Origin of the sequence: Methylobacterium dankookense, from assembly GCF_902141855.1 — a bacterium.
Taxonomy (GTDB): domain Bacteria; phylum Pseudomonadota; class Alphaproteobacteria; order Rhizobiales; family Beijerinckiaceae; genus Methylobacterium; species Methylobacterium dankookense.
In genome coordinates this window covers 1-26529 of sequence record NZ_CABFVH010000046.1, presented here as the reverse complement: position 1 = coordinate 26529, position 26529 = coordinate 1, and the positions used below count along the sequence as shown (strand labels likewise).

Below are 26529 nucleotides of genomic sequence, written 5' to 3'. Positions count from 1 at the left end.
CAGCCTCAGTCCTCCATCGCGCTAGCGACAGCGTCCGTCCCCGCGCGCTCGAAATCGTCCTCATGCGCGCGAATCGCCGGCCAGAAGAATGGCCGCGGCGCTTGCTTGACCGTGCCGTATTCGGTCAGCAAAGCCTCATCGTAGGTGATGCCGTTCGAGGACGGCCGCTCCGTCGCCGGGACGCCGCCGGCCTCGATCGTCACCTGCAGCTTGCCGGGGTTCTGCTCGACCCGGACGCTCTCGCGCAGCGTGCCGCTCTCCTCGGGCGCAGCCTCGCGAATTTCGTCTGCCACCGGCTCGGCCACCTCCGCCAGATGCTCGACGATGCGTCGTTTCAGCCGGGCCTTGCGGGTCAGGCTGAGACCGAGAGAGGCGATCCCCTCAACCCCGAGCGTAATCACGCGGCAGCCCCGTAAGCATCGCGCTCGTCGAAGGTCGCATCTCGCGGGTCGATCCCGAACAGGTACGCCTCAAGGATGCGCAAGACGAGCACGGCATAGGTGCCGGCCGGGCGACGCTCCAGCACGTCGTCGACCTCCGGCACCTGCATCGCTGCGCGCAGCGGCGCGCCGACATAGGCGAGCTTGAGCACGGCAGCGATCTCGGCCGGCGACCACTGGCCGGCGATGGCCCGGTGCTGGAGCGCCAGGGGCGGCCCGAGCCACGCCGTGATGATCTCGGACCAGTGCGCGCCCGGCTCCAGGCGGAACGTCACCGACCGGCCGCCGAACACGGCGGTGATCTCGCTGCAATCTCTGTCAGACATGCGGGTTCCTGCCGATCACCGCTCGCCGGCCACAAAGGCGGCATTGCGCTCCAGCATCGCGTCGAACTCGTCGAAGCCGAGTTCCGGCGGCTCCTCCTCTGCCCCCTGCGCACGGTTGTATCCGTCGATCGCGGCGGCGAGCTGCCACAGGCTGGCCTCGTCCACGTCGGCTACCGACCAGCCTATGGCTGCGCCGTTGCCGTAGAGGCGGGAGAAGACGAGGCGGCTGTCCCCTCTGTCGCGGTCTCCCCCGCCAGCGGTTTTCCCCCGGCGGGATCCTCCGGCACGCCGATCAGGGCGGCGAGCAGGATGCCCCGCGCGAGCGGGATCGATTCCCGAGGCGGCCGGACATCGACGTAGCGCGTGGTCAGGATCAGGGCGCGGGCCGGGGTCGCCCCGCCGCCGATCAGGCCGAGGCGGATCGTTTCGCGCAGATCGTCGACCCACCATTCACCTGATCCCAGCCCGGCCAGGATCTGCGCAGGACCGACCGACGCCGTCCCAGCCCGAGCACGCGGCAGGTTGACCGCCTCCTGCAGCTCGCGGAGCTGGCCGATCGCCAGCCGGAAGCGATGCTCACCGTCCGCGAACGGCAGCGTGATCGAGCCGTCTGCGCTCATGCCGAGGCCGCCACCCAGGTCACGGGCCCGTCGTTCTGCAGCTCGACGGCATCCAGGCGGATCTTGTTGCCGATCTCGCCCACGATGCCGAAGCGCGTCAGGATGAACCGGCCCTGGAAATAGCCGCCATTATTGGCCGCCGGCACGTCGAGCTTGACCCGGCAGTTCCGCGCCAAGCCACTGAAGAAATAGCCCTGCCAATCGTCCAGGCTTTCCAGGGCGAGCACGCCGCTGCCGTTGATCGTGCTCGACAGCGCCCGGATCACGCGCTCGGTCCAGGCGGGCAGATCGGGATCGTCGCAGTCGGGCACGGTCACGTCGTTCGATTCGGCCGCGAAGTTGATGCCCTTGGTGGTGAGGCCGCAGGGCGCGGCGAAGGTGCCGGCCGTGGTGGTGCTCTCCAACAGGACGAGCAGCTTCGACGCCGACGCGGTGACGGGCTTTGCCATGACAGGCCTCCGGTTGTGGCCGTTCAGTCGGCCGGTTCGATGAGGGTCTGAAGGGTGAGGACGGCGCGCGAAGTCAGGCCGTCCGCGTCGCGCAGAAAGCGCGTGTCCGTCACGGCGATCGACACGATGCGATAGCCGGGCACGGCCATGTCGTCGTCGATCGCCGCCTCGACGGCCGCGGCGAGGCGCTTGATCTCCGGATAGCCGACCGCGCGCGACCACAGGTAAAGGGTCGAGCGCACGTCCTCGCCGTCGTAGCAATCGGCGCCGTCCGGAAGCACCTGGTCCTCGCCCAGGCTGACATAGGGGAAGGCCGCTTCAGCCGGCACGGCGTCGAACACGCGCCCGCCGACGATCACCGTTACGTCCGCATCGGCCTTCAGCCGGGCCACGAGGGCACCCTGCAGGGCGAGGGACGTGCTCACTGCGCCGCCCCGGCGAGGCAGACCAGCGTCCACCATTGCCGCTTGCGCTCCATGTCCGCGGCGGCCTGGATCGCATAGACCACGCCCGTGCGCTTATCGATCGCCCGCCAAGCCGGCGTGATCGTGCACGTCTGGCTGTCAAAGCGGACGATCATCGTCACGGGCTGCTGCCCCTCCAGGCGCGCAGCGGTCACGGCCTCGCTGCCGGGCCTCATGAGGAACTGCGCGGCTCGCTCGAATCGCGAGGTCCAAGCGCCCGTGACGGTATTGCCGTAGCCGTCATCGGTGGCGGCGCGGGACTGGAACACCACGCGCTCGCGGAGATCACCGGCCTGCGGCATTGCTCAGCCGAAGACCCGGAGGGGGGAGAGGAGTGCACTGACGCCGAAAGGCAGCTCTTCCGGCTTGGCCGGCAGCGCACTGACCGCCTCGCGGTTGCTGTAGAGATGGCCGACCATCAGCAGGATGGCGTGACGGATCGGAGCCGGCACGGTGGTCTTGCGATCCGCTCCCGTGCCGGTCGACGGGTAGCCGGCCCGATATCGCACCGTCACGGTCCGCGTGATCACATCCGGGATCTCGCTGACGATGCCCAGGAAGGGCGGGCACGGATACCGGCGCAGCGTCGGATCGAGGTCGGCCGGAAACGCAGTCTCAAGCACCTGTTCGCCAAGGCAGCGGCCGAGCCAGCCATCCGGCCCGTCGAGCCAGCCAGTCGCGACCTCGACAAGGTCGGCGATATAGACGTCGTCGTCACCGTGCTCGACGCGCAGATGACGCTTCGCCTGCGCGAGCGACACAATTGGCTCGGGCGGGGTGGCGACGACGGCAGGCATGGATCAGACCGCCTGCGCGCGGTGCGCCCGGATGGCAACCGCCATCTCAGCCTTCGAGTTGGCATCGCCGAGATCGACGCCCTCGGCCCTCGCCAGCTCGCGCAGCTTTGCGGTGCTCAGCTCGCCGAGATCGTCGGCCACGGTCTGCTGAGCGTTCGGCGCTTGGCTCGCGCTGGCGGCGGCCGGGTCGTTGCCGGCATGCTGCCGCACGGCTTCGTCGGCCTGCCGACCCTCGTCGGTATCGGTGGCGATGCCGTTCGGATTGTTCCGATAGGCGGCCTCGATCTCCTCACGGGCCGACACGAGCGCACCCGTCCGCTCCTCGATCGATAGTCCCCGCCACGCATCGGGGCTGAGGTTCAGCTTCCGGCCGAGCAAGAGGGCGAGCACGGCTTCCGAGGCCTCGGCATAGGCGAGCTGCCGCGGGTCCGATGCCGTCACGGCAGAACCCTGGAGCGGCGGGAGATCCTGGCGGCGCACGTCCCGGTTCGCGGTGGCGTCCTGCTCGACGCAACCGGCGACCGAGAGGCGCGTGAGCTGGGACGCGGTCAGGGTCACCACCTGACCGGCGGCGATGGGCTTGCCGTCCAGTTTGAACGGCGTTTTGGCGGTGCGTTCGAACAGTTGGGACACTTGCGCCTCCTACGGCACTACGATGCTGGCGGGAGTGGCCGCCGCCCGGAGGCGGCGCGCCGGGTCAGGGGTTGAAGCGGTTGTCGCCGAGGATGAGCATGGCCGAGCCGTTGACGGCCGAGCCGTTGTCGCTGGACAGGACGACAGCGACGAAGGCGCAGTCGTCGTCCAGATCCTCCACCTTCACCTCGGCGATGAGGTCGAGCGCGGCGCCGCCGGCCGGGGCCACCTTTTCGACCGCCGAGCCGAGGTTCCGGGCGCCCGTGCCGGCGGCGTCCGTCGCCTGCCGGAACTGCACAGTGACCTTCTTCGTGGCCGCCACCGTCGCGACCGTCACCGCGGCCAGAACGCGGCCCGCACCGGACACGTCGAGGAAGGGGCTGGTCCGCGCCGCGCTGATGTCCTGCGGCGTCACGGCGGCGCGCACGCGCAGGTTCGAGGAGAGCTTTCGGCTCATGGCCTGATCCCTTGTGGTGAGAGGACTGGGGAGAGGAGCCGCCGGCCTCGGGCCGCCGGCCGCGAGGATCAGGCGCCCGGAATGTCCAGGGCCACGAAGGGAGAGACGGTGTAGCCGTTCTCCAACTGGAACGGCGCGGTGAGCCAGGGCGCACCGTCGACGTTCCAGAAGATCTTGATCACCGTCTTGTTCTGCCGGAACAGGACGTGCTCGGAGGCGGCGACGAAGGGGCCGGAGCCATCCTTGATCAGGTACTGGCCGAGATCGGCGTACCAGATGTCACCCTTCTGCCCGAGCTGCGGGTTGCGGTCGGACATGATGGCGGGGCGGCCGAGCAGCGTGCCGGGCTCGCCCTCCCGCGCCGATTGCGTCCAGATGTAGTGCCCTTCCGGATCCCGCATCTTCATGAGCTGCGGCAGGACCGAGCGGCTGTAGACGAAGACGCCGTTGCCGTAGCCGCGGGCGACCATCTCCACCAGATCGTCGTAGGTGACGGCGTTGGCCGTGGTGCGGTGGACGAGATAAGTCGCCGACGCCATCAGCAAGCCGAGCGGCTTGCCGATGCCGTTGCCGCGCAGGAAACCGTAATCCTCGGCCTGCCCGACCGCGCCGCGGAGCTGCTGCTCGAGCAGGGACGAGGCGGCCTGCCAGTTGCGCAGCAGCTTGTCCGTGACGGTGATCGTGCCGGCGACCTCGTGCGGGGTCAGCGTGATCTCGCGCAGCTTGAGATCGGTCTCCGGCTTGGTGTCGCCCTCGCCGATCCAGCGGACCTCGACGCCGCCGAACATGTTGCCGGGCGCGGCGCCGGACTGGTCCAGGGCCGGCATGGTCACGGGCGCGTCCGGCGGCGAGCCGGCCGGGATGACCTGCGCCCGCGGACGGATGATCGCCTGCTGCGGGGTCAGCCGCAGCAGGGTGTCCCGGAACTGCGGCGGGATGGCGAAGCCGCCGGAGGGGCCGTCGTCGGTGCGCAGCTCGCTGCGCAGGTCGTCGGCATTCGCGCCCGCGTTCTCCACGAAGTTGAGGCGCTGGTCGTTCGGGCGGAAGCGCACGGCGTGCATGAACTCGCCCAGGCTCTCGAACTGCGTGCGGGCCTCGCCCGGCGCGCGCTCGATGCCCTGGCGGCGCGCAGCGCCGGGCTGGACCTGATCCAGCGCGGCCTCGCGACCTGCATGCTCCTGCAGGCGAGCGATTCGGCCCTTGAGGCCTTCGTGCTGCACCTTCAGCGCGTCGTAGGAGGCCGCCTCCTCTTCGGTGAGGTCGCGGTCCTCGGCCTCGGCCTTCTCGATGATGGCCCGCATCTGGGCGACGAGGCCGCCAGCCTTCTCCTGCAGGGCCCGGAGCGATTCCGCACCCGCCGCGAAGGGTACGGCGAGCAGGGGCGACAGGTGCTTGAGCGTGTCGGCGTCGGCATGGCCGCCGAGGAGGAAGACGAGGACGCAGGCGGTGGTCAGCAGGGCGGCCACGGCGAGCGGGACCGCGTATCGGGGTTTGAACATGGTCGCGATTCCTCTCGCGGTTGATCCGGGACATGACTGGAGACCCCGCCGGCCCGGATCCGGCAGGGCATCCGGCGCGGGTGGCCGGGTTCAGGGAAGGTCGAGAGCGCGGCGCTCGCGGCGCAACGCCGAGGCGCGCCGGGTCGGCTGCGGCGGCGCGCCGTAGAGGGAGGCGCCGAAGCGGTTCAGGGTGCCTTCGAGCGTGCCGACCCGGTCGGCCATGCCCTGCGACACGGCCGCGGCGGCATCGACCATGTCGCCCTCGCCGAAGCCGTCGCGCACGCTCGCCACCGGCACGTCGCGGTTGCGGGCCACGGCTTTGACGAAACGGTCATAGCTCGCGTCGACCCGCGCCTGGATCCGGCCGCGGCTCTCGTCGCCCAGCGGCTCGAACGGGTTGCCGTCGACCTTGAGGCGGCCGGCGCTGACGAGCGTGCGCTGCACCCCGGCCTTCTCCAGGGCGCCGCCGACATGGTCGTGGACGGCGAACACGCCGATCGACCCGACCGCGCCGGAGGGCGTCACCACGACCTCGTCGGCCGCGCTCGCAATCCAGTAGGCGGCGCTGGCCGCGGTGGCGTTGACCTGCGCCACGATCGGCTTGCCGCCGCGGGCCGCATGGATCATCGCGCCGAGCTCGTCCGTGCCGCTCACCGCGCCGCCGGGCGAATCCACGTCGAGCACGATGGCCTTCACGCCGTCGTCGCGGAGCGCCGACTGGAACATGCGCCCGAACCCCTCGTTCGAGGTGCCGCCGGAGATGTCGGACATCAGGTTCATGCGGTTGGCGATGACGCCACGCAGGGGCAGGATCGCCACCGCGCCCTCGCGCCGGGCGACGGCCGAGGCCTGCGCCCCGGAGATCTTCGCCTCGATCTCCTCCGCGCTGAGCTTCACGCCCGCCGCCTGCCCCCGCAGGAAGTCGAGCATGGCCTGGAGCTTTGCCTGCTCGATCGCCCACAGCTCCCCGGCGACGGCGGCCATGACGTGCGCGTACCTCACGGCGTCTCCTCCCGATTCTGCGGCGCGTCGGGGTTGGGCGGCGCAGAGACCGTCCGGCCGACATTCGCGATGGCGTTCTCGATCGTCGAATAGTTCGTGGGCACGAAGTGGTGGTCACCCATCGGCCCGATCGGATCGAAATCTTCCAGCGTGAGGATCTGATTGGGCGACATGCCGCCGACTGAGAACATCTCGCGGTAGAACTTCGAGCGCGACGCACTGTCACCGCGCAGCAGGGCGTTCATGTTGAACTTGACGAAGTAACCCTGCCGCCGCTCTTCTTCGGTGAAGAGCTTCCAGTTCATTTCCTGCTCCCAGGCGCCGACCCACGGGTCGATCGTCTGGCGGACGAAGCCGATCATCAACTGTTCGATGCCCGTCCCCCAGGACGTGCTCTTCTCGTGGCTCTGCAGCAGGATCAGCGGCACGTCGTACATGCGCGCGATCTCGGCAATCTGGAACTCGCGCGTCGACAGGAACTGCGCATCCTCCGGCGGGATCGTCGTCTGGATGAACTTCATGCCCTCTTCGAGCACCTTGACCCGGTGCGCGTTGTCGAGGCCGCCCTGACGATCGAGCAGCGCACCGGCATCCGTGCGCTGATCCTTCCCCGCGCGCTCGCCCTTCGGCTTGGCAAGGTTGCCCTGCGCATTCGCGCTGAGCTTGCCCGGATGCATCAGGAAGCCGCCGGACTTCATGTCGTTGGCGAAGAACTTCGCCCCGAACTGCTCCAGCGCCAGCGCCATGCCGAGCGCTTCGCGGGCGAGGAATACCGGCGAGCGTCCAATATAGCCGTCCTGGCTCACGTCCATGACGTGCAGCACGTCGTCGTGCGGGATCTCGAACTGTGTTCCGTCGATCCGGGTCCGGTAGAAGAACCGGTCGGCCTGCCGCACCGGATTGGTGTTCCAGGGCAGGAGCGGCCACAGGTTCACGGCCTGCCCGCGGCCGTTCCGCTCGATCTCGACGTAGCCGTTGCCCCAGGTGAGCGCGTGGCCCTGGACCGTCTTGCGCAGGGTGCGCGAGGACATCAGGTCGTTGGGCCGGGCGCCGAGGCGGCGCGAGAGCGGATGGTCCGTGACCTCCTCGACGCCGCCGCCGGCCTTCGGCCGCATGATCTTGATCGGAAAGCGGGCGATCGGGTTGGCGATCCGGTTGATGCAGGCATAGACCACCGGCAGCATCATCGCGTTGTGCTCGGACACGGCGGTGCCCGCATGCGTCTTGCCGCCGTTCACCGCCCGGATGAGCCACCCGTTCGGATCGCCGGCCGAGGCCGTGTCACCGAACAGGACCGCGCCAAGGCGCGCCCACAGACCCATGGTCAGAACTCGATCCCGATCATGTCGACCTCAACGATTCCGCGTTCTTCGTAGACGGACGGCTCTTCCGGCTCCTCGCCGATCGCCACGCCCAACCCCATGATCCCGGCCACCACGCCGTCGATCTTCTCGGCCGACCGTTCCTTGGTCGGCTTGATGTTGCCGGCATCGTCGGTCTTGATCGCGATGTGCCCGATCATCCAGCGCAGTGCCGGGTGGCCGCCGTGGTCGAGGAGCCCGGCGAGCACCAGGCGCTCCCATTCCTTCGACGGGGCGCTCATCGACGCGAAGCCCTGACCGAACATCACGACGGGGCAGCCATCGGCCTTCAGGCGAACGGCCGTACCTGTCGCGTTCCAGCGGTCGATCGCGAGGCCCTGGACGTCGAAGATCTCGGCATCGTCCGTCACCTGCCGCTCGATCGCGTCGTAGTCGACCGTGTTGCCATCCGTGGAGATGATTGCCCCGGCCTTCGCCCACAGATCGTAGTCGACCCGGTCCCGGCGCGCCCGCAGCGCGATCGATTCCGCCGGACACCACAGCCGCACGACGAGTTTCCAGCGCTCGCCCTCGCCCTCCGGCGGGAACACCCAGACCAGCGCCGTGAGGTCCGAGGTCGAGGAGAGGTCGAGGCCGCCGAAACAGCGCCGCCCCCGCAGATCGTCGGGATACCGCTTCCAGGCCTGCGGGTCAGGCGCCCCCGCATCCCAGCGGGCGAGCGGCAGCCAACGGACCACGTTCTCGGTCCATTGGTTCAGGTGGTAGCGCTTGAAGTCGTTCTCCAGCCGCGGGTTGTCCTGCGCCTTGGCGCATTCCGCGCGGAGATAGTCGAGCTTCGGCGAGATCCCGAGATTCGGGTTCGCCTTCCGCCACACCGCCTCGTCCGTCCAATCGTCCTCAGGCGCCGCGGCGAAGATCACCACCAGCGTCGTCGGATCGGCCAGCGTGCCCGCGATGATCGACAGGCATTCCTGCCAGAGGTTCCAGCCGTAGTTCCGGCCCCGGAACCCGGCCGTCGAGCCGTACAACTCGATCGGCTGCTCTCGCGCCGCGATCGACTGGTGCAGCGTGGTGTAGAGCGTGCCGTCCGGCCATTCGTGCATCTCGTCGCCGACGATGACGGAGGCGGAGAGGCCGTGCTTGCCCTCGGCCTTGCCGGACAGCACCACGAAGCCCGCTCGCAGCTCCGGCACGTAGAGCGATTTCTTGAAGGGCTGGACCCGGTCCCGGAAGGCCGGCGAGAGGCCGACCATCGTCTTGGCCTTGTCGAAGACGATGCGGGCCTGATTCTCATTGCGGGCCATGGCGTAGGCCTGCCCGCCCATCTCCCGGTCGCACACGAAGAACAGGATGGAGAGTGCGGCCAGCAGCTCCGTCTTGCCGTTCTTGCGGCCGACCCAGAGGAACAGGCGCCGGAACAACCGGAACCCCTCAGGCCCCTTCCACCCGACGAGGAGCCGAACCGTCGCCGCCTGCCACGGCAGCAGGTGGAAGGGCTTGCCGGCCCATCGGCCTTCCGTGTGCCGGAACCATGTCGGCCACGCCGCCACCACCGCCTCGGCAAGGTCCGCATCGAACCACGCGCCGGGCACCTCGGCCGCCCGCTGCCAGTGACGGGCGACGAAGGCGAAGGCGGGATCGTCCCCGAAGCCCCGCACCCACTCGGGCAGCTCGGCGAGCGCCGAGGCGCCCTCCGGAGCCTCGGCCACCATGCCGGCGGTCAACTCAGACGCGTGCCCGGCGGCGGGGTCGAGCGATCGGCGAGGAAGCCGACCGGGTCCACACTCAACGAAGGCGGTGGCGCGGCGGGCTGGTCGCTCGCCTCGTCCTCGCGATCGAACAGGCCGCCGAGCGGCGCGGCGGCCTGATCCCGCATCACCTTGTAGCGGTCGGCCGGCGTGAGGCCGTAGGCCTCCTCCAGCTTGCCCATCGCCAGCTCGACGCGGTCGCGATGCGCGGCGGCCGGGTGCCGGCGGGGCATCTCGTCGCCGCTCACCGTGGCGACGATCCGCGTCATGCCCTCGCGGGCGATCGTCCGCGTCGCCTCGATCCACTCGGCCTGATAGACGCACCACCGCGCGAAGGCGTAGCGGTCCATCTTGTCGAGCAGGTTGCGCTTGCGGAGCTGCGGCGCCAGCTCGCTCCAGATGCGCAGGGCCACGTCGTAACCCTTGTCGTCGTGGGCCTTCAGCTCGCGCAGGAACTTCGGCGGGCTCAGCGGATCGTTCGCGGCGAGGCGCGTGGTGCGAACCCCCATCCGCTTGGCGAGGGCGCGCTTGCCGGGACTACCCTTCGCCGTCTGTAGAGCCGGGCTATCCGGCTTGCGTCCGCGCGTCATGGGGATCCAGCCAAGCGATCCCTTGGCTCCTCTCTCGAAAAAAAATCGCCGCCAATTTCGCGGAAATAAAGAGGGGGTTGAACAACCGGTCTAGCTCGAATTTCTCCGAACTTTTGGACCCCCTACCCCCTATCCGACTGCTCGCGTTCTTCCGCCTGCTTGCGGCTGTTGTGGTGCGAGGCGCAGAGCGACTGCAACGCACCGTTCCAGAACGCGTGAACGTCACCACGATGGGGCTCAACGTGGTCCGCGACGGTGGCGACGCACACGATACCCTCGGCGAGGCACATCCGGCACAGCGGTTCGAGCCGGAGCTGATGCGCCCGGCGAGCCTGCCATCGGGCTGTGCCGTAGAGGGCGCGGGTCGCGCTCTCGTTCCGTCGCCGCCGGTCATAGGTCGCACGGGCAGCGCGCCGGTCGGCCTCGGATCCGCGCCCCTGCTTGGGGCGGAAGGTCGGCGGGCGGCTGGGCATACCCTGGACAAGCAAAAGCCCCGGACGCGGGGCGCCGGGGCTGTCACCATAGCTGCCGCACGAACCGTGGTTGCAGTTCTGCAACACACGTCCGTGCGTGTCACTTCGGTAACATGCGCTTTTGGATCCAGGCAAGAGGCGTCGTGAGGAGTTCCACATCCGCCAACTGCATCGGCATCGTCATCTCCCGGCCGAAGATCTTCATGCGGATGCCGATACGCTCATCCGGCAGGAGCCCATCGACCCGCCCGAGGAACGACACCCAAGGCCCACCAACGATCCTGACCACCACCCCCGGCAGGAACACCTTGGCCGCCTCTGCCGCGCGCTTGGCCGCTTCCTCTGCGCTCTCGGCCGCCCGGAGCGCCGCCGCCCGCTGCGCCGTGAAGTCGAACACTCCCACAGCCTCTTGCTCGCGCAGCCCGTCTACGATCTCGCCTTTCAGCAGGGCGAGCGCCTGCCCCGTGGTGCGCACCAATCCCTCCAGGCCGGGCGTCTGCCGCAAGCCATAGGTGCCCTGCCCAGCCGCATCCCGCACGAAGACGTAGCGAGGGAGAAGCGGCCGACGCACGTCCGACCGGCTCCGGGTCACCGTCATGGCAGGCACATACGTCTCGAACCGGCGGCGCGTCAGGGTGCGGGCCACGTCATCCTCGCGGCGCGGATCGGTGTAGGCGACGAGCCAGCCATCGGCCTCGCCCTCTGCGGGAACAGCCCCAGCAGCAGCCGGGCTGGACGAACCGGCCTCGATCCAGCCGGCGAGCTGTTCGGGCGCAAAGTCGGCCGGCGAGAGCCGGCGCAGCGGAGACGGGGAGGACGGCTGCGAAGCGCCGTTCATCATGGCAGAAACCTCCGAGCGAGAGTTGCGAGGGTTGGGCGACAAGGAAAATCAAACCGTCGCCGTAAATTTCTGAAACGCTTTCAATTATATAGACCTGTCTGTCGACACTAGCGACAGATATCCCACGTAGTGGGTATGTATTTTCTGTTTCTAACCGGAACCCAGATATATATACGTGCGCGCAAACTGTCGCCACTACCGCCGTTTGGCCGCAAGCCATTGGAATGGCTTCACAAAATGATGGCGACAGAAGATTTGGAAGTGCCGCTATACTGTCGCCAGTGTCGCCTCGCCTGTTAGGGTTTCGCGTTTAAACGGAGCGCGCAGGATGGCCTGCGGCTCAGGTGAGGCCCGTCGCGCATGGCTCGGGAAACGGAAAGGCCGCCATCGGCCTACGGAGGCGCGACAGCGGATCGCGTTCGAGGGATGCCCCGTCCGCCATGTTCAGCCGAACATGTATCCGACCTTACGGTCGATCTGCTCGGCCTTCCCGTGATCCTCGGGGTGCACGAACAGGTCGCTTCCCCCGTCCTTGTGCTTCACCTTGCGGTAGCGAATGCCGGCCGCTCGATAGGCCGCGACGATCTCGGCAGTGGGATCGCAATGACGTTGCGGCCAACGGACGCCGTTGATCGTGCGCCAGCATTCGGCGGCCGCCTTGAAGCCGTTGTAGTGCCTCGGGCCGGTTGGCTGCCCCATCACACTCCCTCCTCTCGCATGGCGGATTGCCCCTCTGCCGTCCCAATGACGGCGAGGCCTATGAAGCCCGTCAGTGCCCCCCATGAGGTTGCGGAGCCTCAGGCCGGGCCGGGACGTCGTGCAAGTCGCAGTTCATGTAGAACAGGCGCCCACCGATCTCCTTGCGCTCGAAGCTGGCTTTCACGCGCTTGCCGAACCGGGTTTGACTGACGGCCCGCTTCGCATTGGCCATCGACCACGACTCGTAAGCCTGAAACATCGTGTGTGCCTGGACCCGTTGCGTGGGATCGTCTTTCACGCAGGCGCGCAGGAACTCGCCGACCGGGTCCATATCGTCCCGGTATTCCTTCGTGTCGTTGCGGACGGCGTCGGCGATCACCAGCCCGTTCACGAGGTAGTCCAGCACGCCCTCGATCATCCAGTTGAGGATGCCGGCGCCCTCCTCGCGCACGAAGCGGCTCACCACCTCCTCGAAGTCGCCGCGTTCCTCCTCCGGGATGGTCTGATCCCAGTGCACGACGAGGATGCGCCGCCAGATGCCGTTGTCCTGGCCGTCCACACGCGGGAAGTCGTTCCCGCTCATGTGCGCCTTGGCGAAATTCTGGAACTCGAAATAGCCCTTGTAGAGCGCGCGGACGCTGATCATCTCGCCGCCGGTGAGGCGCTTGATCATGTCCTCCTGCAGGGCTTGGTTGCCCGCCACTTCGATGATGCGGACGAAGCGCTTGCCGAACAGCCGGGCGATGTCCGGCGAGGCGCCGCCGGAGCCGCGCTCCGTACCGCCGACAATGGATTCGCGCGGCAGGCCGACCGCGAGGCTGGGGCCGAGCACGCGAGAGACGGTCTCCAAGAACACGCTCTTGCCGTTCGCCCCGAGCCCGTAGTGGAACATGAGGTGCTGGATCGGGATGCCGAGCAGGCCGAGGCCGGTGAATTGCTGGACCGTGCGCCGCTTGGCTTCGTCCACCAGCATGTCCGCGAGGAACTTGCGCCACCGCGGCGCCGTCGCCGTCTTGTCGTAGGGTTGCGGGACCACGGCCGTGATCCAGTCCTCGCGCCTATGCCCTTCCTTGGCATCGCACTCGGCGATCCAGCGCACGGCGTCGGGATCGGGGCACTCCGGGTCCGGCTTCCGCGAGAACACCAGCGTGTGCGTCAGGCAGGCAATCCGGTGCGTGTCGACGTTGAAGCGGTCGGGAGACCGGCGCAGACGCGGCGCGGCACAGTCCAGCGCCGCATCCATGCGGGCCTTGTTCTTGGACGTGATCGCGAAGGCCCGCCGCCGCTGCCGGCGCTTCGCCAGCGCCGCCTCGGCCGCCTCGCCGGCCCCTAACACAGACTTCTGATCGTCGTTCAGCTCCGAGCGCTTGCGGCCGACAAGGGCCTCTGCCGCCTCGATCTGCCGCTTTTCCTGCGGCGTCGCCTCCAGATAGGCCGCCTCCATCATGATCCGGCTGCCGAGGCGCTGCGCCGTCACCTTCGCCAAGGCGAAGCCGTTCGCGAGATCCCAATGCGTGCCGGTCCACGACAGCCACGCCCCGGCGGAAACCTCATCCTGCGCCATCACGACGAGGTCGCTGCCGAAGTGCTTCAGCAGGCGAACGCCGTTGTCGGTGTCCGAATGGTCCAGCCCGGCGCAGAACTTGACTACGTCGGGATTGGCCTTGTCGCCGTCGCCACCCTCGCCACCGTCGCCCGCGGGCGGTTCCGGAGGGCCATCGCCCCCACCCTCTTCGCTATAGTCCCAATCGTCCCCATCGTGCCCGGCCGGCTGCGCCTCGTCGACCAGACGCGCGATGGTCGCAAGCTTGTCGTCGCTCATGGTCCTTACTCCACCGAAGGTACGAACAGCGGGATCTCAGCCGCCTGCGCGAAGCGCGGGGCATCGGTTGGCTTGGTCAGGGTGCGCCTGCAGCCGGGCGGGATCCGGAAGACGGGAAGGGGCGCAGCACCGCGGACCCACACGAACCACGCATAGGCGGTGGCCGTGGAGGCGGTCGGATCCCACCGCCCGCGCAGCATCGGCACACGCTCGACGAAGGGGGCGAACAGGGTCTCCGGCCGGTCGCGGAACAGGCGCTGATAGCGCTCCTCGCCCTCGATCCAGGCCGTGCGCAGCAACAGGGCGACGGCGCCGGCCTGTTCCAAGGCGCGCTCGGCGAACTCGACGGCCACGTTGAACGGCGGATTGGTCGCGATCAGGTCGACCGGCGGCGTCATGCGCGTGGCCGGGTCGAGGAAATCCGCGACCGCGTAGCCCCGGCCGTAATCGAACACGTCGGAGCCGCGCACGAGGGCAATATCCTCGGCGAGCACTTCCGCCATGTGGCCCTCGCCACAGGCCGGGTCCCAGGCCGATGCGATATGCCAACCGCCCAGCGCCATCGGCAGCACATGGCGCAGCAACGCCCGCGTCGCCCAGGGCGGAGTCGGGAAGAAATCCAGGCTGTTCGGCGGCTCGCGCCGCGACGCCATGACGGCGGTGCTGCCACGGGTCACGGCTGCTTCCCACCCATATCCTCAGCCGTCACCAGCCGACCGTTCTCGAACACCTGCGCCCGGCCGCCGATCGGCGGCAGCGTCACGGGCGTGCGCTGCGCACAGCGGGACGCCGCACCGCGCCGGCCGGCGACCGAATCGCCGTTCCACAGCTCGGACGGGCGAGAGCGCCACGTCGTCTTCCGCGTCGTCATGAGGAGCTTTCCGCGAAGGGGCGGGCGGCGCGCCGAGGCCGCCCGCCGAGGACAGGTCAGCGGCCTTCCGGCGCGCCCTCGAAAGTCGGCAGGCCGGTATCCGTGCCGGCCTTCATGAGGTCCTGGCTCACGCGCTCGCGCAGCTCGTCCTCCCACCGGTAGAGGGCGAAGAACCACAGGATGGATCCGCCCTGGACGCGGTAGCGCAGGCGAACCGGGATGCGGACCGGCTCGCCGTCCACGAAGGCCCGCAGGGCGATCATGAAGATGCCCGGCACGGTGATCGGGTCGCCCTTCGTGTTTGTGTGCTCCTCCACAAACACCAGCTCGCCCTCGCCGGACTGATGCCGGACGTGGTTCGCGACCTTCTGGCCCACGCGGATCTCCAGGCCACGCGAGAGGTCGATCAGCTCGTTCGGCGTCGCGAACTTCGCCTTGAACAGCGGCTCGAATTGGTTGACCTCGGCGTCATAGGGCGCCGCCAGCTCGGCCGCGTGCTCCTCCAAGAAGAGCGCGAAGTCGGATTGTTCGAGCTTCTTCCCGTTGGCGTTGATCCAGGCCTGGAACTCGGGCGTCACCGGGAAGGCATAGTGGATCCGGTGCTCCCCGTGCCGAGGTGCGTTCTTGTCGTCGTGATAGTCGATCACGGCCGTGAGGGCGGGGCTCGGCCAGCTCGTCTTCGCGAAGATCGCCGAGCCCTCGTCCTTATGCCGGGCCACCAGATCCACGAAGGCCTTCAGCGTCGTGACCTCGGCCGTGCCGCGCCGCCGCTCCGGGCCGATCCGGTACTGTTCGAGCGTGGCCTTGATGCTCTCCAGCGGGCGATCGTCGCCGGCCTTCATCAGCACCGGCACCGTCTCCGGCAGCCCGTGCCCGAGCCCCTTGGTGCTGATCTGGATGATCTCGCCCTTCAGACCGGCGCGGGTCAGGGCAGCGATGGCCTCAATCGCGTCGGCCTCGCCCGTGATGCCGTTCTTGGGCGCGGGGATCACGCCGCTGCCCGTCTTCGGTGTCGCTACCATGGTCTATCTCCCGTTCTGCACGCTGCGGAGTGGTGATCAGGCCGAGCCGGCACCGCGCGCGGACTCCGGTGCCGCGCGGGGGCCGCCGAACATGTCGGCTTGACTGGGGTGCTGGACGGAGAAGCCGCCATCGACGCTCCAGAACGGCGTCCCGGCGAAGCCCTTCTCCTCGGGCAGCTTGCTCTTGATCGCGGGCTTCACCTCGATCCGCCCGTCTTGGTAGGCGACGGTCAGCGTCATGGTGATCGTCGCCGTGCCGCCCTTCTCGTCGGGCAGCGCTTCCAAGTGTTCGAGGGCGTGCGTCAGGTGCTCGTTGCACTTCTCGATGAAGCGACCACGGCTCAAGATCGGCAGCAGCTCAAGAAACGTGCGAATAGGTCGCGTGCTCATAAGTCCGTCCTCCTCCCTCCAGCGGGATGCACTGCGCGATCGTTGACCCGGCTTCCGCCGCGGCCGTCCGCAACACGTCGTTGAAATCCTGGCCCTCCGGCGCCCAGGCCACGCGCACGTCGAGCCAGGGCCGCCCGGCCCGGAAGCGGCGGGCGGCGCGCTCCAGCGCCATCTCCGTCATGGTGCGGTCGCTATCCCCGTCCCCGAGGAGCCACACGCGCTCGACGCTCGGCGGGATGATCAGGCCCGGCCGGGCGAGATCGGGCACGGGGCCGCCGACCCGGCGCGCACGCTCGCGCCCCGCCCGGTCGATCAGGCGCTCTGTCGGATGCGCCACCGTCTTCGTGGCCGGGCCGGCGATGTTGTGAAGGCTGTAGGCCGACCAGTAGGCGGCATCGGCCAGATACGGCCACCGGCAGGCGACATGCGCCCGCCAGACGGTCAGCACGGTTTCGATCCCTTCCCCGACAACCAGGTCTTTCGGGGCCGGATGCGGGACGAGGGGGATGTGGCCGCCGCCGGCCGACCCGCGAACCTTCTTCGCCGGCAGCAGCTCGCCCGTCTCCGGGTCGCCGATCTCCACCTTGCCGCCCGAGCGGCCGAGGTCGATCCACGTCGCATGCAGGCCTGCGAACTTGCCGGCCGGGCCGACGATCGCCGCCACCATCGCCGGGCCGGTGTGCACCACGGCCGCGCCGGCCTTCCCGTCTGCGAAGAACGGATGCTCGAGCACGCATTTCAGCGCCGCCCGCTCCGGAACGATCAGGCCGCGCAGCGCCAGATAGGCCTCGGCCGGCGACCCCACGACGGGAACGGCCGCCTGCCACGCATCCCAGCACCACCGCCGCTCGCGCTCGCGGAATCGCTCGCTCTCGCGCGCCTTCGCCTCGTCGTATTTCGCGCGCTGGGCCTCGCGCTTCGCCACGATGGCCTGACGGGCTGTCCGTTCTTCCGGTGTCTCCGAGGAGTTCCGGCCGGGCGGCGGGCGCCCGGTCAGGATCTCGCAGGCCACCTTGAAGTCGCAGGCTTCCAGATACCGGGTCAGCGCGATGACATCGCCGGCCTCGCCCGAGCCCCGGCACAGAAAGATCCCCTTGCTTCGGTTCACGTTGAACCGGCGATGGCCGCCGCAGACCGGGCACGGGCCGACCAGCTCGGGCCCCTGCTTGCGCAGGCGCACGCGGGCCCGCTCCAGCGCCGCCTCGATCGGCACGGCGCGGGCTTCGGCAACCCAATCGGCAAAGGACGACGACGCGGGCACGAAGGGCCTCGATCGGTGGACAAGACAGGTGAGAGGCTGGCGCCTCAGTTCCGCATCCGGCGGAAAGCTTCGCGGGCTCGGTTGATCGCATCCTTGATGCTGCGGTTCGATGTGCCGAAGACCAGCATGCTGATCACCAGCCATTCGAGGCCCTGAAGATGCAGATCATCGATCGCATCTTGATCCATGTCGGGGAGCATATGCTTCCGGAACACGGCCTTGAGGTCGTTAAGCAGCGCGTCGTTCATGATCGCGCCTCATCATCGCTTTCGCCGCCCTGCGCCCGCTCCTCGCAATACTGCGCAAAGTCGAGCAGGGACGCGGTGCCCCAGAGATACCAGTCGGCCAGCCAGCGGGCGCTCGAACCGGCCGCCGCCCAGAGAATGCGCGCCGCGCCGCTCATGCCGACCTCGCGAGCTTCGCCTGGAGCGCCGCCAGCTCGGCTTCGAGCCGCGCCTGTTCCGCCGCTCGTGCCGTCTCGACGAGCCAGCCCGGCGGGGTGCGCAGCAGCGCCACCAGAACCTCCGGGCCGTAGACGCAGGCCAGGACGAGCACGGCCTTGCCGTTCGGCGCCGCGACGAGGGCGAGCCACTTTTTCACCGTGTCGATCGGCAGCCGCGTGTCCGCGGCCACGTTAGGCGCCGTCTTGTCGGGGTAGCGCGCGCGCAGAAAGCGCACGAGGCCGCCCATATCGATCTCGTCGGACCAATCATGGTCCGTGTTCGAGAAGAACAGATCCCAGCTCAGACCAGATTTTCCCACCGTGCTCCCCCATTCTGACGGGGTTGCAGCGGTCGCGGACACGGCCGGCGCAGCGGAAGACGCAACGAATGCTAGGTGAGGCACAGCCGCTTCGGGGTTGGATCCGAAGGGCCAGCGAACGGAGGAAAGATCGGACAACCACGACAGATCGAGGGCGGGCCGTTCGATGCGCTGGAACGCATCGGCGGCCCGTGCCGAGATCGAAGCCCCCAGGCCGGACACGGCCTGCGCGCCAGCGCCGAGGCGGGCACGCGCCCCCTCGACGGCGCCGCCGAGCGCGGGCAGCGTGGGACGGGAGAACCGGGCAAGCCGCTCACGCATCGCGCACGCCCGTCGTCTCTGTGACCAGCGGCACATGCCAGCGCGGTTTACCGATTTCGAGGAACAGCACCCGATGCGCCGAGGAGGGACAATGCAGGGCGACGATCCACTCATCCCCGAAGTGTCGGAGGTTGAGGCCACGAACGGCTTCCAGCTTCAGCTTGGTCCGGATGGCCGCTGCCGGATCGTGCTCCTCGGCAAGGGCCATGCGCCCATCGCCTGCTTGGAGCTCGACGCCGCGAACGCCGATCGGCTGGCGGAGGAGTTGGCGGAGCGCCGCCGCACCTATGAGCAGGGCAAGGCCCGCGAGAAGGGTCGAGCGCCGCACTGACATTACTGCGCCCCCATCTCGGCCAGGGGACACTCGGGCGCGGCCTCTTCCGCATCGGTCACGTAGTCGACGGCGGTCACCGCGCCGCCGGTCACACGCTGAATCGCCGCGGCAACGTCGACAGACGGCTTGGCCTCGCCGTTCTTGACGCGGGTCAGGAATGAACGGTCACGGCCCACCTGCTCGGCGAGCCACGCCACCGTTTTCCCATTCTGCTTGAGCCAGTCGGAAAGTCGCATGGGTGGTAACGTGCTTTAGAAGCACGTTGCATGTCAAGCACGTTTGGTCGTGCCATGCCATGGCTATTCCGGGCCGCTCTGAGACACTTGAGCATGCCCCGAACCGCCAAGCCCTCCCGCGAGCGCAGGAAACATTACCTCCGCGAATGGCGCTTGTTCAGAAGCTACAGCCAGGAACAAGCGGCCGAGCGCGCCGAGATGTCCCGCGAAAATCTGAGCAAGATCGAGTCTGGCAAAATCCCCTACACGCAAGATACTCTTGAAGTTCTAGCCGAGGTTTACAACTGCGAAGTAGCAGATTTGTTGATGAGAGACCCCAGCGAGCCAAATAGCATTTGGACAATCTGGGATCATGCCAAGGCCGCAGAACGGGTCACGATTGTGAACGTCGCGCAGGCAGTCCTCAACTCGCATACTGAAGATGGGCCTCACGCCGCAGCCGAGGAAGCTGACAGCTCTCCTCCTCAATCCCCAGTGCAAGCGCCACGTAGACGGGTATCACGCCGACGTGCCGCAGGAGGCTGATACGGCCGGTTTCGCCGTTCCTCTCATCCCCGACCCACTTGTAGGCGACCGCGCCAGCTCGCCGCGGAGCTAAGCGCTCCACCTCGTCGATGGCTTCCCCAGGCGTCATGAACCGCAACGGCTCGTCCGCGCGCATCAGCCCGTCGTCGAGCCGGGTGTAACCTTGCGCCATGAAGCGTGTCAGCGAGGGCATCGGGCCTCCTTTGTTGAGGCGAACGTGGCGCACCCTTGAGAACAAAACAAGATCAAAACAACTTCTGATGAGGAATCGACGCCTTTCAGGGACTTACCCTGTGGAAAGGTGTGGATGGCGGATCCGCTCGCTTACGTGCCTCTGAAGCACGTTAGGGATTGACGGCTTAAGGTGCTTGTGATGCACTTTAGGCTCGCATTAGCGAGAGGGTCGAGCGGTGTCCGACGCACAGGTCTTCGGTTTCATCATGTTGGCGGTCTTCACGGCGATCGGCTCGATGCCGCTCGTCGGCCGCTCTCTGGGCTGGGGGGGCGAGTGATGGCCGCCCGTCCCGATTACGAGCGCGCCGCATCCATCAGCGTCGCCGGCTGCGAAGCCTGCGCCTGCGGCAACATTCATGTCCGGCTGCATGATCAAGACGGCGAGGTGTTCGCCGTCGCGCCCATGCCGGTGCCGACCGCCGTCGAGGTGTTCAATCAGCTCAAGGAACACCTGATCGCGGCAACCCGCGATGGCCTGTCGGCCATGCGCTGCGAAGGGGTCGCCTGACATGGCCGCCCTCGCCGCCGACCTCACCGCCGCCGAGCACGCCCTGTGCACCCGCGGCCTCGCGCCTCGCATCCCGGCGGGCATGTCCCGCCTGGAGAGGGGCAGCCGGGACGCCTGGACCTCGCTCCTGCTCATCCGGCTCGCACTCCGGCAGCTCGACGCGGTCGGGGCGCGCCTCCTGACCGCGCATTTGTCGGCCTTCGCCGATCGCGCGCCCGGCCCGGTCGCCCGGCGCCTGCGCCGCGAGCTGCGGGATCTCGCCGGGCCGCTCGCCGTCGCCGCCGCTCTCTCCGCCCTCGTCGAGGAACACGCCCGCTGATGGTCGCCCCGTCCAAGCTCCACGCGGCGCGCACCGCCCGCGACCGCAAGACGCGCATCCGCCTCATGGCCGAGACGATGCGCCACCACGCCTCCGGCCCGGAGGACGCGTGCACCCTGCGCCACCTGTACGCCGCCGGGTTCACGGAAGCCGAGATCGAGACCTATCGCGACGACGCCCGCGCCATGATGCGGGCGACGCCGCCCGTCGTGGTCGCCGCCTCGGCCGCCCGGATGGAAGGACAGCGCCTCGTCCAGCTCGCGCGGAAGATTCGCAAGCGGGCCGAGGCCGGAGGGCGGGCGTGATGCTGCGCTGCGCCTGCGAGGCCGACAACAGCGGCGCCCCGAGGCGCACCGTCCAGCCGGAGCGCGCCTGCCTCGAATGCGGTGTGCCCTTCGCCAGCGGCGTGGCCGGGGCGGAGTTCTGCGGGAACGCCTGCCGCATGGCCTTCAACAACCGCCGGTCCAAGCGCGGGGCCGAGATCTACGACTTGCTGATGGCGCTGCGCCACGATCGGCACACCGCCACCGTACTGAAGGTCTGGACCCTGCTCAGCCGCTGCGCCGCGATCTACCGCGAGGAGGATCGCGCCGAGCGCGACGGCCGCCGTTCCTGGCGGCATCCGTCCGAGATCCTGGCGCGCCGCCCGTACCTGAAGGCCGAGATCCTGCGCCCCAGCCGGCGCAAGGCCGACTGAGGGCGCGCCGATGCTGCCGCACGAGCGCATCGCCGCCGAGCTGGCCGCCGAGCGGGCCCGCGGCATCGCCGAGCACGGCTACGGGCCGGAGCACGACGATGCGCTGCCGGACGATGCGCTCGGCCGTGCCGCGGCCACCCTCGCCTTCTGCAGCACCCATTCCCCCGAGCGTCAGAGGGACCTCGTCCCATCGAACGCCTGGGGCCTGATGATCGCCCTGTGGCCGAAGGGCTGGGGCGCCCGCTTCAAATCCGAGGGCCAGCGCCAGGACCTTCTCCGCGCCGGAGCCCTGCTCATAGCCGCCATCGAGCGGCTGGACCGCGCCGCTGCAGCCGATGCCGCGGCCTCAACCCCGGAGAGCTGACATGTCCCTGGAGCCGCGAAAGAACCGCGAGTGGTGGCCGAGCGAGGCCATCGACGAGATCCCGCCGACCGGGCGCGAGACGCCCAACGATTGGCTTCTGACCCTGGACGACGGCGCGCCGGGCTACGGCAGCCGAATCGAGGGCGACGGGTTCGAGCCCCGCGTGATCACCGAGGGGCAGATCGTCCCCTTCGCCTGCTGTGACACGCTGGAAGACGCCGTGCTCACCTTCGGGCCCGGCGGCAGCTTCGAGATCGAGCCGCCCGTGCCGGCCGGCGCCATGCTTATGGTGGACGGCGACACGGACACCGTCTCCGAGGATGCCGATCAGCTCGTCGAGATCCTGCGCGAAGCCGGCGAGGCCGACGAGGGCACGAAGCACGACCTGACCGTCTACCGCTGGAGCGACGACATCCCGCTGCGCTTCACCGCGCAGGGAGGCCCGCCGCGCTTCGAGATCGCCACCGAGGGCACGGGGGCGAGCGCGTGACCGAGCAGGGCCCCAACATCACGGATCCCGACGCCCGCGCCTGTCTGGCCGCGGCGTCGGCTGCCACGACGGCGATCGACCTCCTGCTCTGCGCCGTCCGCGATGGCGAGGCGCCGAACCGGGAGGAGATCGTCACGGCGCTCGCGGACGCGGTGAACGTGTTCCTGCGCCGCTATCCAGGGGACGACATGGAGACGGAAACGCTCCACGGCGCCGCCTGCGATTTCCTCGGCCTCGATCGCCCGGAGCCGCGCCATGGGTGACCGCAGCCTGATCGAGTGGACGGACGCGACGTGGAACCCGATCACCGGCTGTTCCGTCGTCTCGCCCGGCTGCACCAACTGCTACGCGATGCAGCTCGCCGGCACCCGACTGGCGCACCTGCCGTCCCGCCGGAATCTCACCACCGCCAGCAAGAGCAAGCCCGTCTGGAACGGTCGGGTCCGATTCAATGAGGAGTATCTGACGCTCCCCATGCGCTGGCGCCGGCCGCGTAAGATCTTCGTCTGCGCCCACGGCGACCTGTTCGCCGAGAACGTGCCTGACGAATGGATTGACCGCGTCTTCGCCGTCATGGCCCTCGCGCCTTGGCACACCTATCAGGTGCTCACCAAGCGCGCCGACCGGATGCGCGCCTGGGCGACGGAGACGTGGCAGCCAGCGCCGGCCATGCGCCTCTCGCTGGGCTTTTCCGGCCGCGGAGGCCATGTCGTCGACGTACCGGCTGAGACGACGCCGACCACGCGCTGGCACCGGGTCAACGAAGCCCTCGACACGATCGACGTGCCGAACGGTTCGGCCTTCTGGACACCGCAGGGCAGCCTGAAGGCGCAGGCCTTCGATTTCCCGATGCCGCATGTGTGGCTCGGCGTCTCGGCCGAAGATCAGCACCGGTTCGATGAGCGCGTTGCAGATCTCTACAACACGCCCTCGGCCGTGCGGTATTTCTCGTTCGAGCCGTTGCTTGGGCCGATCGACGCCGCGGGCCCCTTCAGCACGGGCGCCTTTCATTGGGCGATCGTCGGCGGCGAGAGCGGTCCGGACGCGCGGCCAATGCATCCGGATTGGGCTCGCCAGATCCGCGACACCTGCGCCGCGACAGGGGTCGCCTTCCACTTCAAGCAGCACGGCGCGTGGCTCAGCGTTCTCGATCGTGACACGGAGGACTCGGATTGGCGTGCGGACTACCGCAACGCCTTCTCCGACGATCGCGCCGATACCGCGTGGCTCAACCTCGACGGCGGCCGAGGCTTCCACGGCGCACGCTTTCAGGTGATGCGCCGGGTCGGGAAGCGGGCCGCCGGCCGGCTCCTCGACGGCCGCACGCACGACGCCTTCCCGGAGGCGCACCATGGGTGAGCAGAAGCGCCGCGCAGCCGCCGGACACGTCCCGCCTGAAGGCATGGTCAACGTCTCCGGCCGGCACGTCGTCGAGCTGGCCCGCGGGATCATGGACCTGCTCGACAAGCCGTTCGACGAGGGCATGCAGGCCGACGTTGCCGCCCATGTCCTCGTCACCACAGCCGTCGACCTCTGGCGGGTCAACTACGGCGATTCGCAGGTTGCGGAAGCGCTCAAGCGATCCATCGACCGCCGGCTGGAGAAGCCCGCGTCCTACTGGGGGGCAGGCGAAACGCGATGAGCTGCTACGTCGACCAAGCCGCCTTCCCCTTCGGCCGGATGATCATGTGCCACCTGTGGGCCGACAGCCTGGAGGAGCTGCTGGCGATGGTCGACCGGATCGGCGTCGAGCGGAAGTGGATCCAGGGCCACCCGACGCTGTCCCAGCCGCGATTCCGCAGGGCGTCGTGGGTCCACTTTGACATCGCGAAGTGCAAGCGGGCGGCGGCGATCGAGGCCGGCGCCCTGGAAACCGACCGCTACGGGGCCGCCTATTTCGACGCGCAGCAGCGCGGCCGGCCGGCGATGGTCAAGCGGATCGAGGCCAAGCGGCGGGCCGCCGGCCAGCCTGCGGACGGCATCGTGCGCGCCGCGCAGGGGGCGCTCATCTGATGGTCGCCTACAGCTTCAAGAAACAGTTCGCTGCCCCGATCCTCTCGGGCACGAAGGCCCAGACGATCCGGGCCGAGCGAGCGGGGAAGGGCCGGCACGCCCGGCCGGGCGAGCACGTGCAGCTCTACACCGGCATGCGGACGAAGCACTGCCGGCGGATCGGCGAGGCGCCGTGCATAGCGGTTGAACGGGTTCGGATCATCCTGCCCGCCCGCCGGCAGCCGCCGAGCATCGTCGTGAACACGCTCGAAGGCGCCTTCGTGCGGGGCGCAACGTGGGGCGTGACCCTGGACGAGTTCGCCCGACAGGACGGCTTCCGCGACTTCGACGAGATGGTCGCCTTTTGGCGTGAGAATCATCCGGGGCAGGACGTGTTCAGCGGCGTGCTGATCCGCTGGAAGCCGCTCGCACCGGCCGATCCGCTCGATATCGCGGGAGCGGCGCCGTGAGCGAGCGCACGCCCTTCAGCACCTATGGCGGAATCGCTCTGCTCATCCTCGCTGTCACGCTCGGCCCTGGCGGCTGCGTCTACCTCGCGAAGTCGAGTGAAGCCCAACGCGTCGCGGCCGAAGCTGCGCGAGCCTGCGGGGCCCGGCCGTGACCGCCCTCCTCACCCCCCAGGAGGCCGCCGACCGCCTCGGCATCTGCACCCGCACGCTCCGGAAGCACGTCGATGCGGGCGAACTGGACTACATCGCCACCGGCCGCGGCTCGACACGCCAGCACCGGATGTATCACCCTGCGGACCTCGACTCGTTCATTGAGGCGAGGAGGAAGCGCGAATGTCGACCTACCGTCCAAAAGGCCGAAAGATCTTCCTCTACGACTTCGAGCTGCAAGGTGTACGATTTCACGGCTCCACGCGCTGCACAAACAAGCGGGACGCCGACGCCTACGAAAAGGCCAAGCGCGTCGAAGAAGCCGATCAACTTAAGGAAGCTGCCCGGCTCGGCCGGGAGCCGCTGACTTTCGGGCTCGCCGCGAGCCGCTACTGGGATCAGGTCGGTCAGTTTGCCAAGACGCAGAACGACCTCTGGCGCGCCATCGGCTGGCTCCAGGCCGAGATCGGCAACGGCCGGCGCCTCGCCAAGATCGACAGCACCCTGGTCGCCACGCTGGTCACGAAGCGCCGCCAGGAAACCACCTTCCGGATCGAGGACGGCAAGCGCGTCGAGCGGCGCGTGAGCGCGGCCACCGTCAACCGCACGGTGACGGAGGTTCTGCGCGCCATCCTCACGCGGGCCGCGAAGGTGTGGCAGGAGCCGGTGGCGCCGATCGAGTGGCGCAAGCACATGCTCAAAGAGCCGCAGGAGCGCGTGCGCGAGCTGCGCGCTGACGAGGAGACCACGCTGTTCGCGGCCCTCCGGCCCGACTATCACGCCGTGGTCCGCTTCGCCCTGCTGACGGGCTGCCGTTTAAACGAATGCGTCACGTTGCGCTGGCGGGATGTGGACTGGGGCGGCCGGCAGGTGTGGGTCCTCGGCAAGGGCGACAAGCTGGCGTCGATCCCCATGCCGCCGACCGTCCGCGCCCTGCTCTGGCCGCTCCAGGGCGAGCACGATGAGTTCGTGTTCACCTATGTCGCCCAGCGCGCCAGCGGCGATCGGCGCCGCGGCCAGCGCTATCCCATCACCTATGAGGGCCTGAAGACGGCGTTCCGGCGCGACGTGAAGACCGAGCTGACGGACTACCGCTTCCACGACAACCGGCACACGGCGGCGACCCGCGTCCTTCGCGCCTGCGGAAACCTGAAGGTCGCCCAGCGGATGCTCCGGCACGCGGACATCACCACGACGGCCAAGTACGCCCACGTCATGCACGACGACGTGCTGGAAGCGATGGAGGCAGCCTCGAAGCGGGGCGCGGCGACGCGGAATCCCGACAAAAGTCCCGACACGGCAGAACCGGAAACGGCCATTCCGCTGTCGGCACAGGAGGTTAAGGGGGCTTAGCCCCGATGCTCCCAAACCAGGTGCGCTACCAGACTGCGCTACACCCCG

General features: G+C 68.7%; 42 protein-coding genes and 2 pseudogenes. 16 read left to right on the top strand and 28 right to left on the bottom strand.

Annotated elements, in window-relative coordinates; translation table 11 throughout:
- Positions 1–5: 5 nt before the first annotated feature.
- The 26 genes from MTDSW087_RS24125 to MTDSW087_RS24005 all read right to left on the bottom strand — a co-directional run bounded on the left by MTDSW087_RS24125 (position 6) and on the right by MTDSW087_RS24005 (position 18809).
- Positions 6–401 carry an HK97-gp10 family putative phage morphogenesis protein gene (locus MTDSW087_RS24125; RefSeq protein ID WP_144767409.1) on the bottom strand — a complete coding sequence of 132 codons (396 nt, stop codon included), beginning with the start codon at positions 399–401 and terminating at the stop codon, positions 6–8.
- Positions 398–766, bottom strand: coding sequence for a GTA-gp10 family protein (locus MTDSW087_RS24120; RefSeq protein WP_144767408.1), 369 nt, complete (start codon positions 764–766; stop codon positions 398–400). Before MTDSW087_RS24120 ends, MTDSW087_RS24125 begins: the two co-directional genes overlap by 4 nt.
- A gap of 15 nt (positions 767–781) precedes the next feature.
- Entirely contained in the window at positions 782–931 is a 150-nt protein-coding gene (locus MTDSW087_RS30405) for a hypothetical protein (RefSeq protein WP_186383980.1), read from the bottom strand.
- A gap of 17 nt (positions 932–948) precedes the next feature.
- Entirely contained in the window at positions 949–1386 is a 438-nt protein-coding gene (locus MTDSW087_RS24115) for a gene transfer agent family protein (RefSeq protein ID WP_144767407.1), read from the bottom strand.
- Positions 1383–1835: a phage tail tube protein gene (locus tag MTDSW087_RS24110; protein WP_144767406.1), complete on the bottom strand. Its 453-nt coding sequence runs from the start codon at positions 1833–1835 to the stop codon at positions 1383–1385. The genes MTDSW087_RS24115 and MTDSW087_RS24110 overlap by 4 nt, the downstream gene beginning before the upstream one ends.
- Positions 1836–1858: 23 nt before the next feature.
- Complete coding sequence (locus tag MTDSW087_RS24105; RefSeq protein WP_186383979.1) at positions 1859–2227, bottom strand: DUF3168 domain-containing protein; 369 nt, start codon at positions 2225–2227, stop codon at positions 1859–1861.
- Positions 2228–2256: 29 nt separating this feature from the next.
- Entirely contained in the window at positions 2257–2601 is a 345-nt protein-coding gene (locus tag MTDSW087_RS24100) for a phage head closure protein (RefSeq protein WP_144767404.1), read from the bottom strand.
- A gap of 3 nt (positions 2602–2604) precedes the next feature.
- Positions 2605–3096: a head-tail connector protein gene (locus MTDSW087_RS24095; protein ID WP_144767403.1), complete on the bottom strand. Its 492-nt coding sequence runs from the start codon at positions 3094–3096 to the stop codon at positions 2605–2607.
- A gap of 3 nt (positions 3097–3099) precedes the next feature.
- Positions 3100–3729: a hypothetical protein gene (locus MTDSW087_RS24090; protein ID WP_144767402.1), complete on the bottom strand. Its 630-nt coding sequence runs from the start codon at positions 3727–3729 to the stop codon at positions 3100–3102.
- Positions 3730–3793: 64 nt separating this feature from the next.
- Positions 3794–4186, bottom strand: a complete 393-nt coding sequence (locus MTDSW087_RS24085; RefSeq protein WP_144767401.1) for a hypothetical protein — start codon at positions 4184–4186, stop codon at positions 3794–3796.
- A gap of 68 nt (positions 4187–4254) precedes the next feature.
- On the bottom strand, positions 4255–5685 hold the full coding sequence (locus tag MTDSW087_RS24080; RefSeq protein ID WP_144767400.1) for a phage major capsid protein: 1431 nt from the start codon (positions 5683–5685) through the stop codon (positions 4255–4257).
- A 90-nt stretch (positions 5686–5775) separates the two neighbouring features.
- Entirely contained in the window at positions 5776–6687 is a 912-nt protein-coding gene (locus MTDSW087_RS24075) for a S49 family peptidase (RefSeq protein WP_144767399.1), read from the bottom strand.
- Entirely contained in the window at positions 6684–8009 is a 1326-nt protein-coding gene (locus MTDSW087_RS24070; protein WP_144767398.1) for a phage portal protein, read from the bottom strand. The genes MTDSW087_RS24075 and MTDSW087_RS24070 overlap by 4 nt, the downstream gene beginning before the upstream one ends.
- A gap of 2 nt (positions 8010–8011) precedes the next feature.
- The gene (locus tag MTDSW087_RS24065; RefSeq protein WP_144767397.1) at positions 8012–9733 is read right to left on the bottom strand and encodes a terminase large subunit; all 1722 of its coding nucleotides are present in this window, start codon (positions 9731–9733) and stop codon (positions 8012–8014) included.
- Positions 9730–10347 carry a phage terminase small subunit P27 family gene (locus MTDSW087_RS24060; protein ID WP_144767396.1) on the bottom strand — a complete coding sequence of 206 codons (618 nt, stop codon included), beginning with the start codon at positions 10345–10347 and terminating at the stop codon, positions 9730–9732. Before MTDSW087_RS24060 ends, MTDSW087_RS24065 begins: the two co-directional genes overlap by 4 nt.
- Before the next feature lie 573 nt (positions 10348–10920).
- Positions 10921–11661 (bottom strand): transcription termination/antitermination protein NusG, encoded by a 741-nt coding sequence (gene nusG / locus MTDSW087_RS24050; RefSeq protein ID WP_144767395.1) that lies wholly within the window; start codon positions 11659–11661, stop codon positions 10921–10923.
- 444 nt (positions 11662–12105) lie between these two features.
- Positions 12106–12360, bottom strand: coding sequence for a hypothetical protein (locus MTDSW087_RS24045; RefSeq protein WP_144767394.1), 255 nt, complete (start codon positions 12358–12360; stop codon positions 12106–12108).
- 70 nt (positions 12361–12430) lie between these two features.
- The gene (locus tag MTDSW087_RS24040; RefSeq protein WP_144767393.1) at positions 12431–14182 is read right to left on the bottom strand and encodes a DNA primase family protein; all 1752 of its coding nucleotides are present in this window, start codon (positions 14180–14182) and stop codon (positions 12431–12433) included.
- Between the two features lie 5 nt (positions 14183–14187).
- A complete protein-coding gene (locus MTDSW087_RS24035; RefSeq protein WP_238179364.1) occupies positions 14188–14859 on the bottom strand; it encodes a hypothetical protein in 672 nt (223 codons plus the stop codon).
- A complete protein-coding gene (locus MTDSW087_RS24030) occupies positions 14856–15053 on the bottom strand; it encodes a hypothetical protein (protein WP_144767392.1) in 198 nt (65 codons plus the stop codon). The genes MTDSW087_RS24035 and MTDSW087_RS24030 overlap by 4 nt, the downstream gene beginning before the upstream one ends.
- A gap of 56 nt (positions 15054–15109) precedes the next feature.
- On the bottom strand, positions 15110–16075 hold the full coding sequence (locus tag MTDSW087_RS24025; RefSeq protein ID WP_144767391.1) for a DUF2303 family protein: 966 nt from the start codon (positions 16073–16075) through the stop codon (positions 15110–15112).
- A 36-nt stretch (positions 16076–16111) separates the two neighbouring features.
- On the bottom strand, positions 16112–16465 hold the full coding sequence (locus tag MTDSW087_RS24020; RefSeq protein WP_144767390.1) for a hypothetical protein: 354 nt from the start codon (positions 16463–16465) through the stop codon (positions 16112–16114).
- Positions 16434–17726, bottom strand: a complete 1293-nt coding sequence (locus MTDSW087_RS24015; protein ID WP_238179362.1) for a DUF7146 domain-containing protein — start codon at positions 17724–17726, stop codon at positions 16434–16436. The genes MTDSW087_RS24020 and MTDSW087_RS24015 overlap by 32 nt, the downstream gene beginning before the upstream one ends.
- A gap of 44 nt (positions 17727–17770) precedes the next feature.
- The gene (locus tag MTDSW087_RS24010; protein WP_144767388.1) at positions 17771–17974 is read right to left on the bottom strand and encodes a hypothetical protein; all 204 of its coding nucleotides are present in this window, start codon (positions 17972–17974) and stop codon (positions 17771–17773) included.
- The gene (locus MTDSW087_RS30400; protein WP_186383978.1) at positions 17971–18129 is read right to left on the bottom strand and encodes a hypothetical protein; all 159 of its coding nucleotides are present in this window, start codon (positions 18127–18129) and stop codon (positions 17971–17973) included. The genes MTDSW087_RS24010 and MTDSW087_RS30400 overlap by 4 nt, the downstream gene beginning before the upstream one ends.
- On the bottom strand, positions 18126–18809 hold the full coding sequence (locus MTDSW087_RS24005; RefSeq protein ID WP_144767387.1) for a hypothetical protein: 684 nt from the start codon (positions 18807–18809) through the stop codon (positions 18126–18128). The genes MTDSW087_RS30400 and MTDSW087_RS24005 overlap by 4 nt, the downstream gene beginning before the upstream one ends.
- Before the next feature lie 91 nt (positions 18810–18900).
- Between MTDSW087_RS24005 and MTDSW087_RS24000 the strand changes: the two genes are divergently transcribed.
- Complete coding sequence (locus tag MTDSW087_RS24000) at positions 18901–19140, top strand: hypothetical protein (protein ID WP_144767386.1); 240 nt, start codon at positions 18901–18903, stop codon at positions 19138–19140.
- Between the two features lie 2 nt (positions 19141–19142).
- Here the strand turns inward: MTDSW087_RS24000 and MTDSW087_RS23995 are convergent, their stop codons facing one another.
- The gene (locus MTDSW087_RS23995) at positions 19143–19379 is read right to left on the bottom strand and encodes a helix-turn-helix domain-containing protein (protein ID WP_144767385.1); all 237 of its coding nucleotides are present in this window, start codon (positions 19377–19379) and stop codon (positions 19143–19145) included.
- A 30-nt stretch (positions 19380–19409) separates the two neighbouring features.
- On the opposite strand from MTDSW087_RS23995, the pseudogene MTDSW087_RS31480 reads away from it, so the two are divergent.
- Positions 19410–19685: pseudogene (locus tag MTDSW087_RS31480) on the top strand (helix-turn-helix domain-containing protein); the annotation flags it as partial.
- A 97-nt stretch (positions 19686–19782) separates the two neighbouring features.
- On the opposite strand, the gene MTDSW087_RS31000 reads toward MTDSW087_RS31480, so the two are convergent.
- Positions 19783–20097 carry a hypothetical protein gene (locus MTDSW087_RS31000; protein WP_238179801.1) on the bottom strand — a complete coding sequence of 105 codons (315 nt, stop codon included), beginning with the start codon at positions 20095–20097 and terminating at the stop codon, positions 19783–19785.
- Positions 20098–20415: 318 nt separating this feature from the next.
- On the opposite strand from MTDSW087_RS31000, the gene MTDSW087_RS23985 reads away from it, so the two are divergent.
- The 14 genes and pseudogenes from MTDSW087_RS23985 (at position 20416) to MTDSW087_RS23925 (ending at position 26481) form a co-directional block, all read left to right on the top strand.
- Entirely contained in the window at positions 20416–20646 is a 231-nt protein-coding gene (locus tag MTDSW087_RS23985; protein WP_144767383.1) for a hypothetical protein, read from the top strand.
- 1 nt (position 20647) lies between these two features.
- The gene (locus MTDSW087_RS23980; RefSeq protein WP_144767382.1) at positions 20648–20965 is read left to right on the top strand and encodes a hypothetical protein; all 318 of its coding nucleotides are present in this window, start codon (positions 20648–20650) and stop codon (positions 20963–20965) included.
- Positions 20965–21270, top strand: coding sequence for a hypothetical protein (locus MTDSW087_RS23975; RefSeq protein WP_144767381.1), 306 nt, complete (start codon positions 20965–20967; stop codon positions 21268–21270). Before MTDSW087_RS23980 ends, MTDSW087_RS23975 begins: the two co-directional genes overlap by 1 nt.
- Positions 21270–21662, top strand: a complete 393-nt coding sequence (locus MTDSW087_RS23970; RefSeq protein WP_238179800.1) for a hypothetical protein — start codon at positions 21270–21272, stop codon at positions 21660–21662. The genes MTDSW087_RS23975 and MTDSW087_RS23970 overlap by 1 nt, the downstream gene beginning before the upstream one ends.
- Before the next feature lie 10 nt (positions 21663–21672).
- Positions 21673–22026, top strand: a complete 354-nt coding sequence (locus tag MTDSW087_RS23965) for a hypothetical protein (protein ID WP_144767380.1) — start codon at positions 21673–21675, stop codon at positions 22024–22026.
- A gap of 1 nt (position 22027) precedes the next feature.
- Positions 22028–22516: a hypothetical protein gene (locus tag MTDSW087_RS23960; RefSeq protein WP_144767379.1), complete on the top strand. Its 489-nt coding sequence runs from the start codon at positions 22028–22030 to the stop codon at positions 22514–22516.
- Positions 22513–22779, top strand: coding sequence for a hypothetical protein (locus MTDSW087_RS23955; protein WP_144767378.1), 267 nt, complete (start codon positions 22513–22515; stop codon positions 22777–22779). Before MTDSW087_RS23960 ends, MTDSW087_RS23955 begins: the two co-directional genes overlap by 4 nt.
- Positions 22772–23875: a DUF5131 family protein gene (locus tag MTDSW087_RS23950; RefSeq protein WP_144767377.1), complete on the top strand. Its 1104-nt coding sequence runs from the start codon at positions 22772–22774 to the stop codon at positions 23873–23875. The genes MTDSW087_RS23955 and MTDSW087_RS23950 overlap by 8 nt, the downstream gene beginning before the upstream one ends.
- Positions 23868–24158 carry a hypothetical protein gene (locus MTDSW087_RS23945; protein WP_144767376.1) on the top strand — a complete coding sequence of 97 codons (291 nt, stop codon included), beginning with the start codon at positions 23868–23870 and terminating at the stop codon, positions 24156–24158. Before MTDSW087_RS23950 ends, MTDSW087_RS23945 begins: the two co-directional genes overlap by 8 nt.
- Complete coding sequence (locus MTDSW087_RS23940) at positions 24155–24529, top strand: DUF4031 domain-containing protein (RefSeq protein ID WP_144767375.1); 375 nt, start codon at positions 24155–24157, stop codon at positions 24527–24529. The genes MTDSW087_RS23945 and MTDSW087_RS23940 overlap by 4 nt, the downstream gene beginning before the upstream one ends.
- The gene (locus MTDSW087_RS23935; protein WP_144767374.1) at positions 24529–24978 is read left to right on the top strand and encodes an ASCH domain-containing protein; all 450 of its coding nucleotides are present in this window, start codon (positions 24529–24531) and stop codon (positions 24976–24978) included. Before MTDSW087_RS23940 ends, MTDSW087_RS23935 begins: the two co-directional genes overlap by 1 nt.
- On the top strand, positions 24975–25130 hold the full coding sequence (locus tag MTDSW087_RS30395; protein WP_186383976.1) for a hypothetical protein: 156 nt from the start codon (positions 24975–24977) through the stop codon (positions 25128–25130). The genes MTDSW087_RS23935 and MTDSW087_RS30395 overlap by 4 nt, the downstream gene beginning before the upstream one ends.
- Positions 25127–25291, top strand: a pseudogene (locus tag MTDSW087_RS31475) (helix-turn-helix domain-containing protein); the annotation flags it as partial. The gene MTDSW087_RS30395 and the pseudogene MTDSW087_RS31475, both read left to right, overlap by 4 nt.
- A 20-nt stretch (positions 25292–25311) precedes the next feature.
- Complete coding sequence (locus tag MTDSW087_RS23925) at positions 25312–26481, top strand: tyrosine-type recombinase/integrase (protein WP_144767373.1); 1170 nt, start codon at positions 25312–25314, stop codon at positions 26479–26481.
- The last annotated feature ends 48 nt before the right edge of the window (positions 26482–26529 follow it).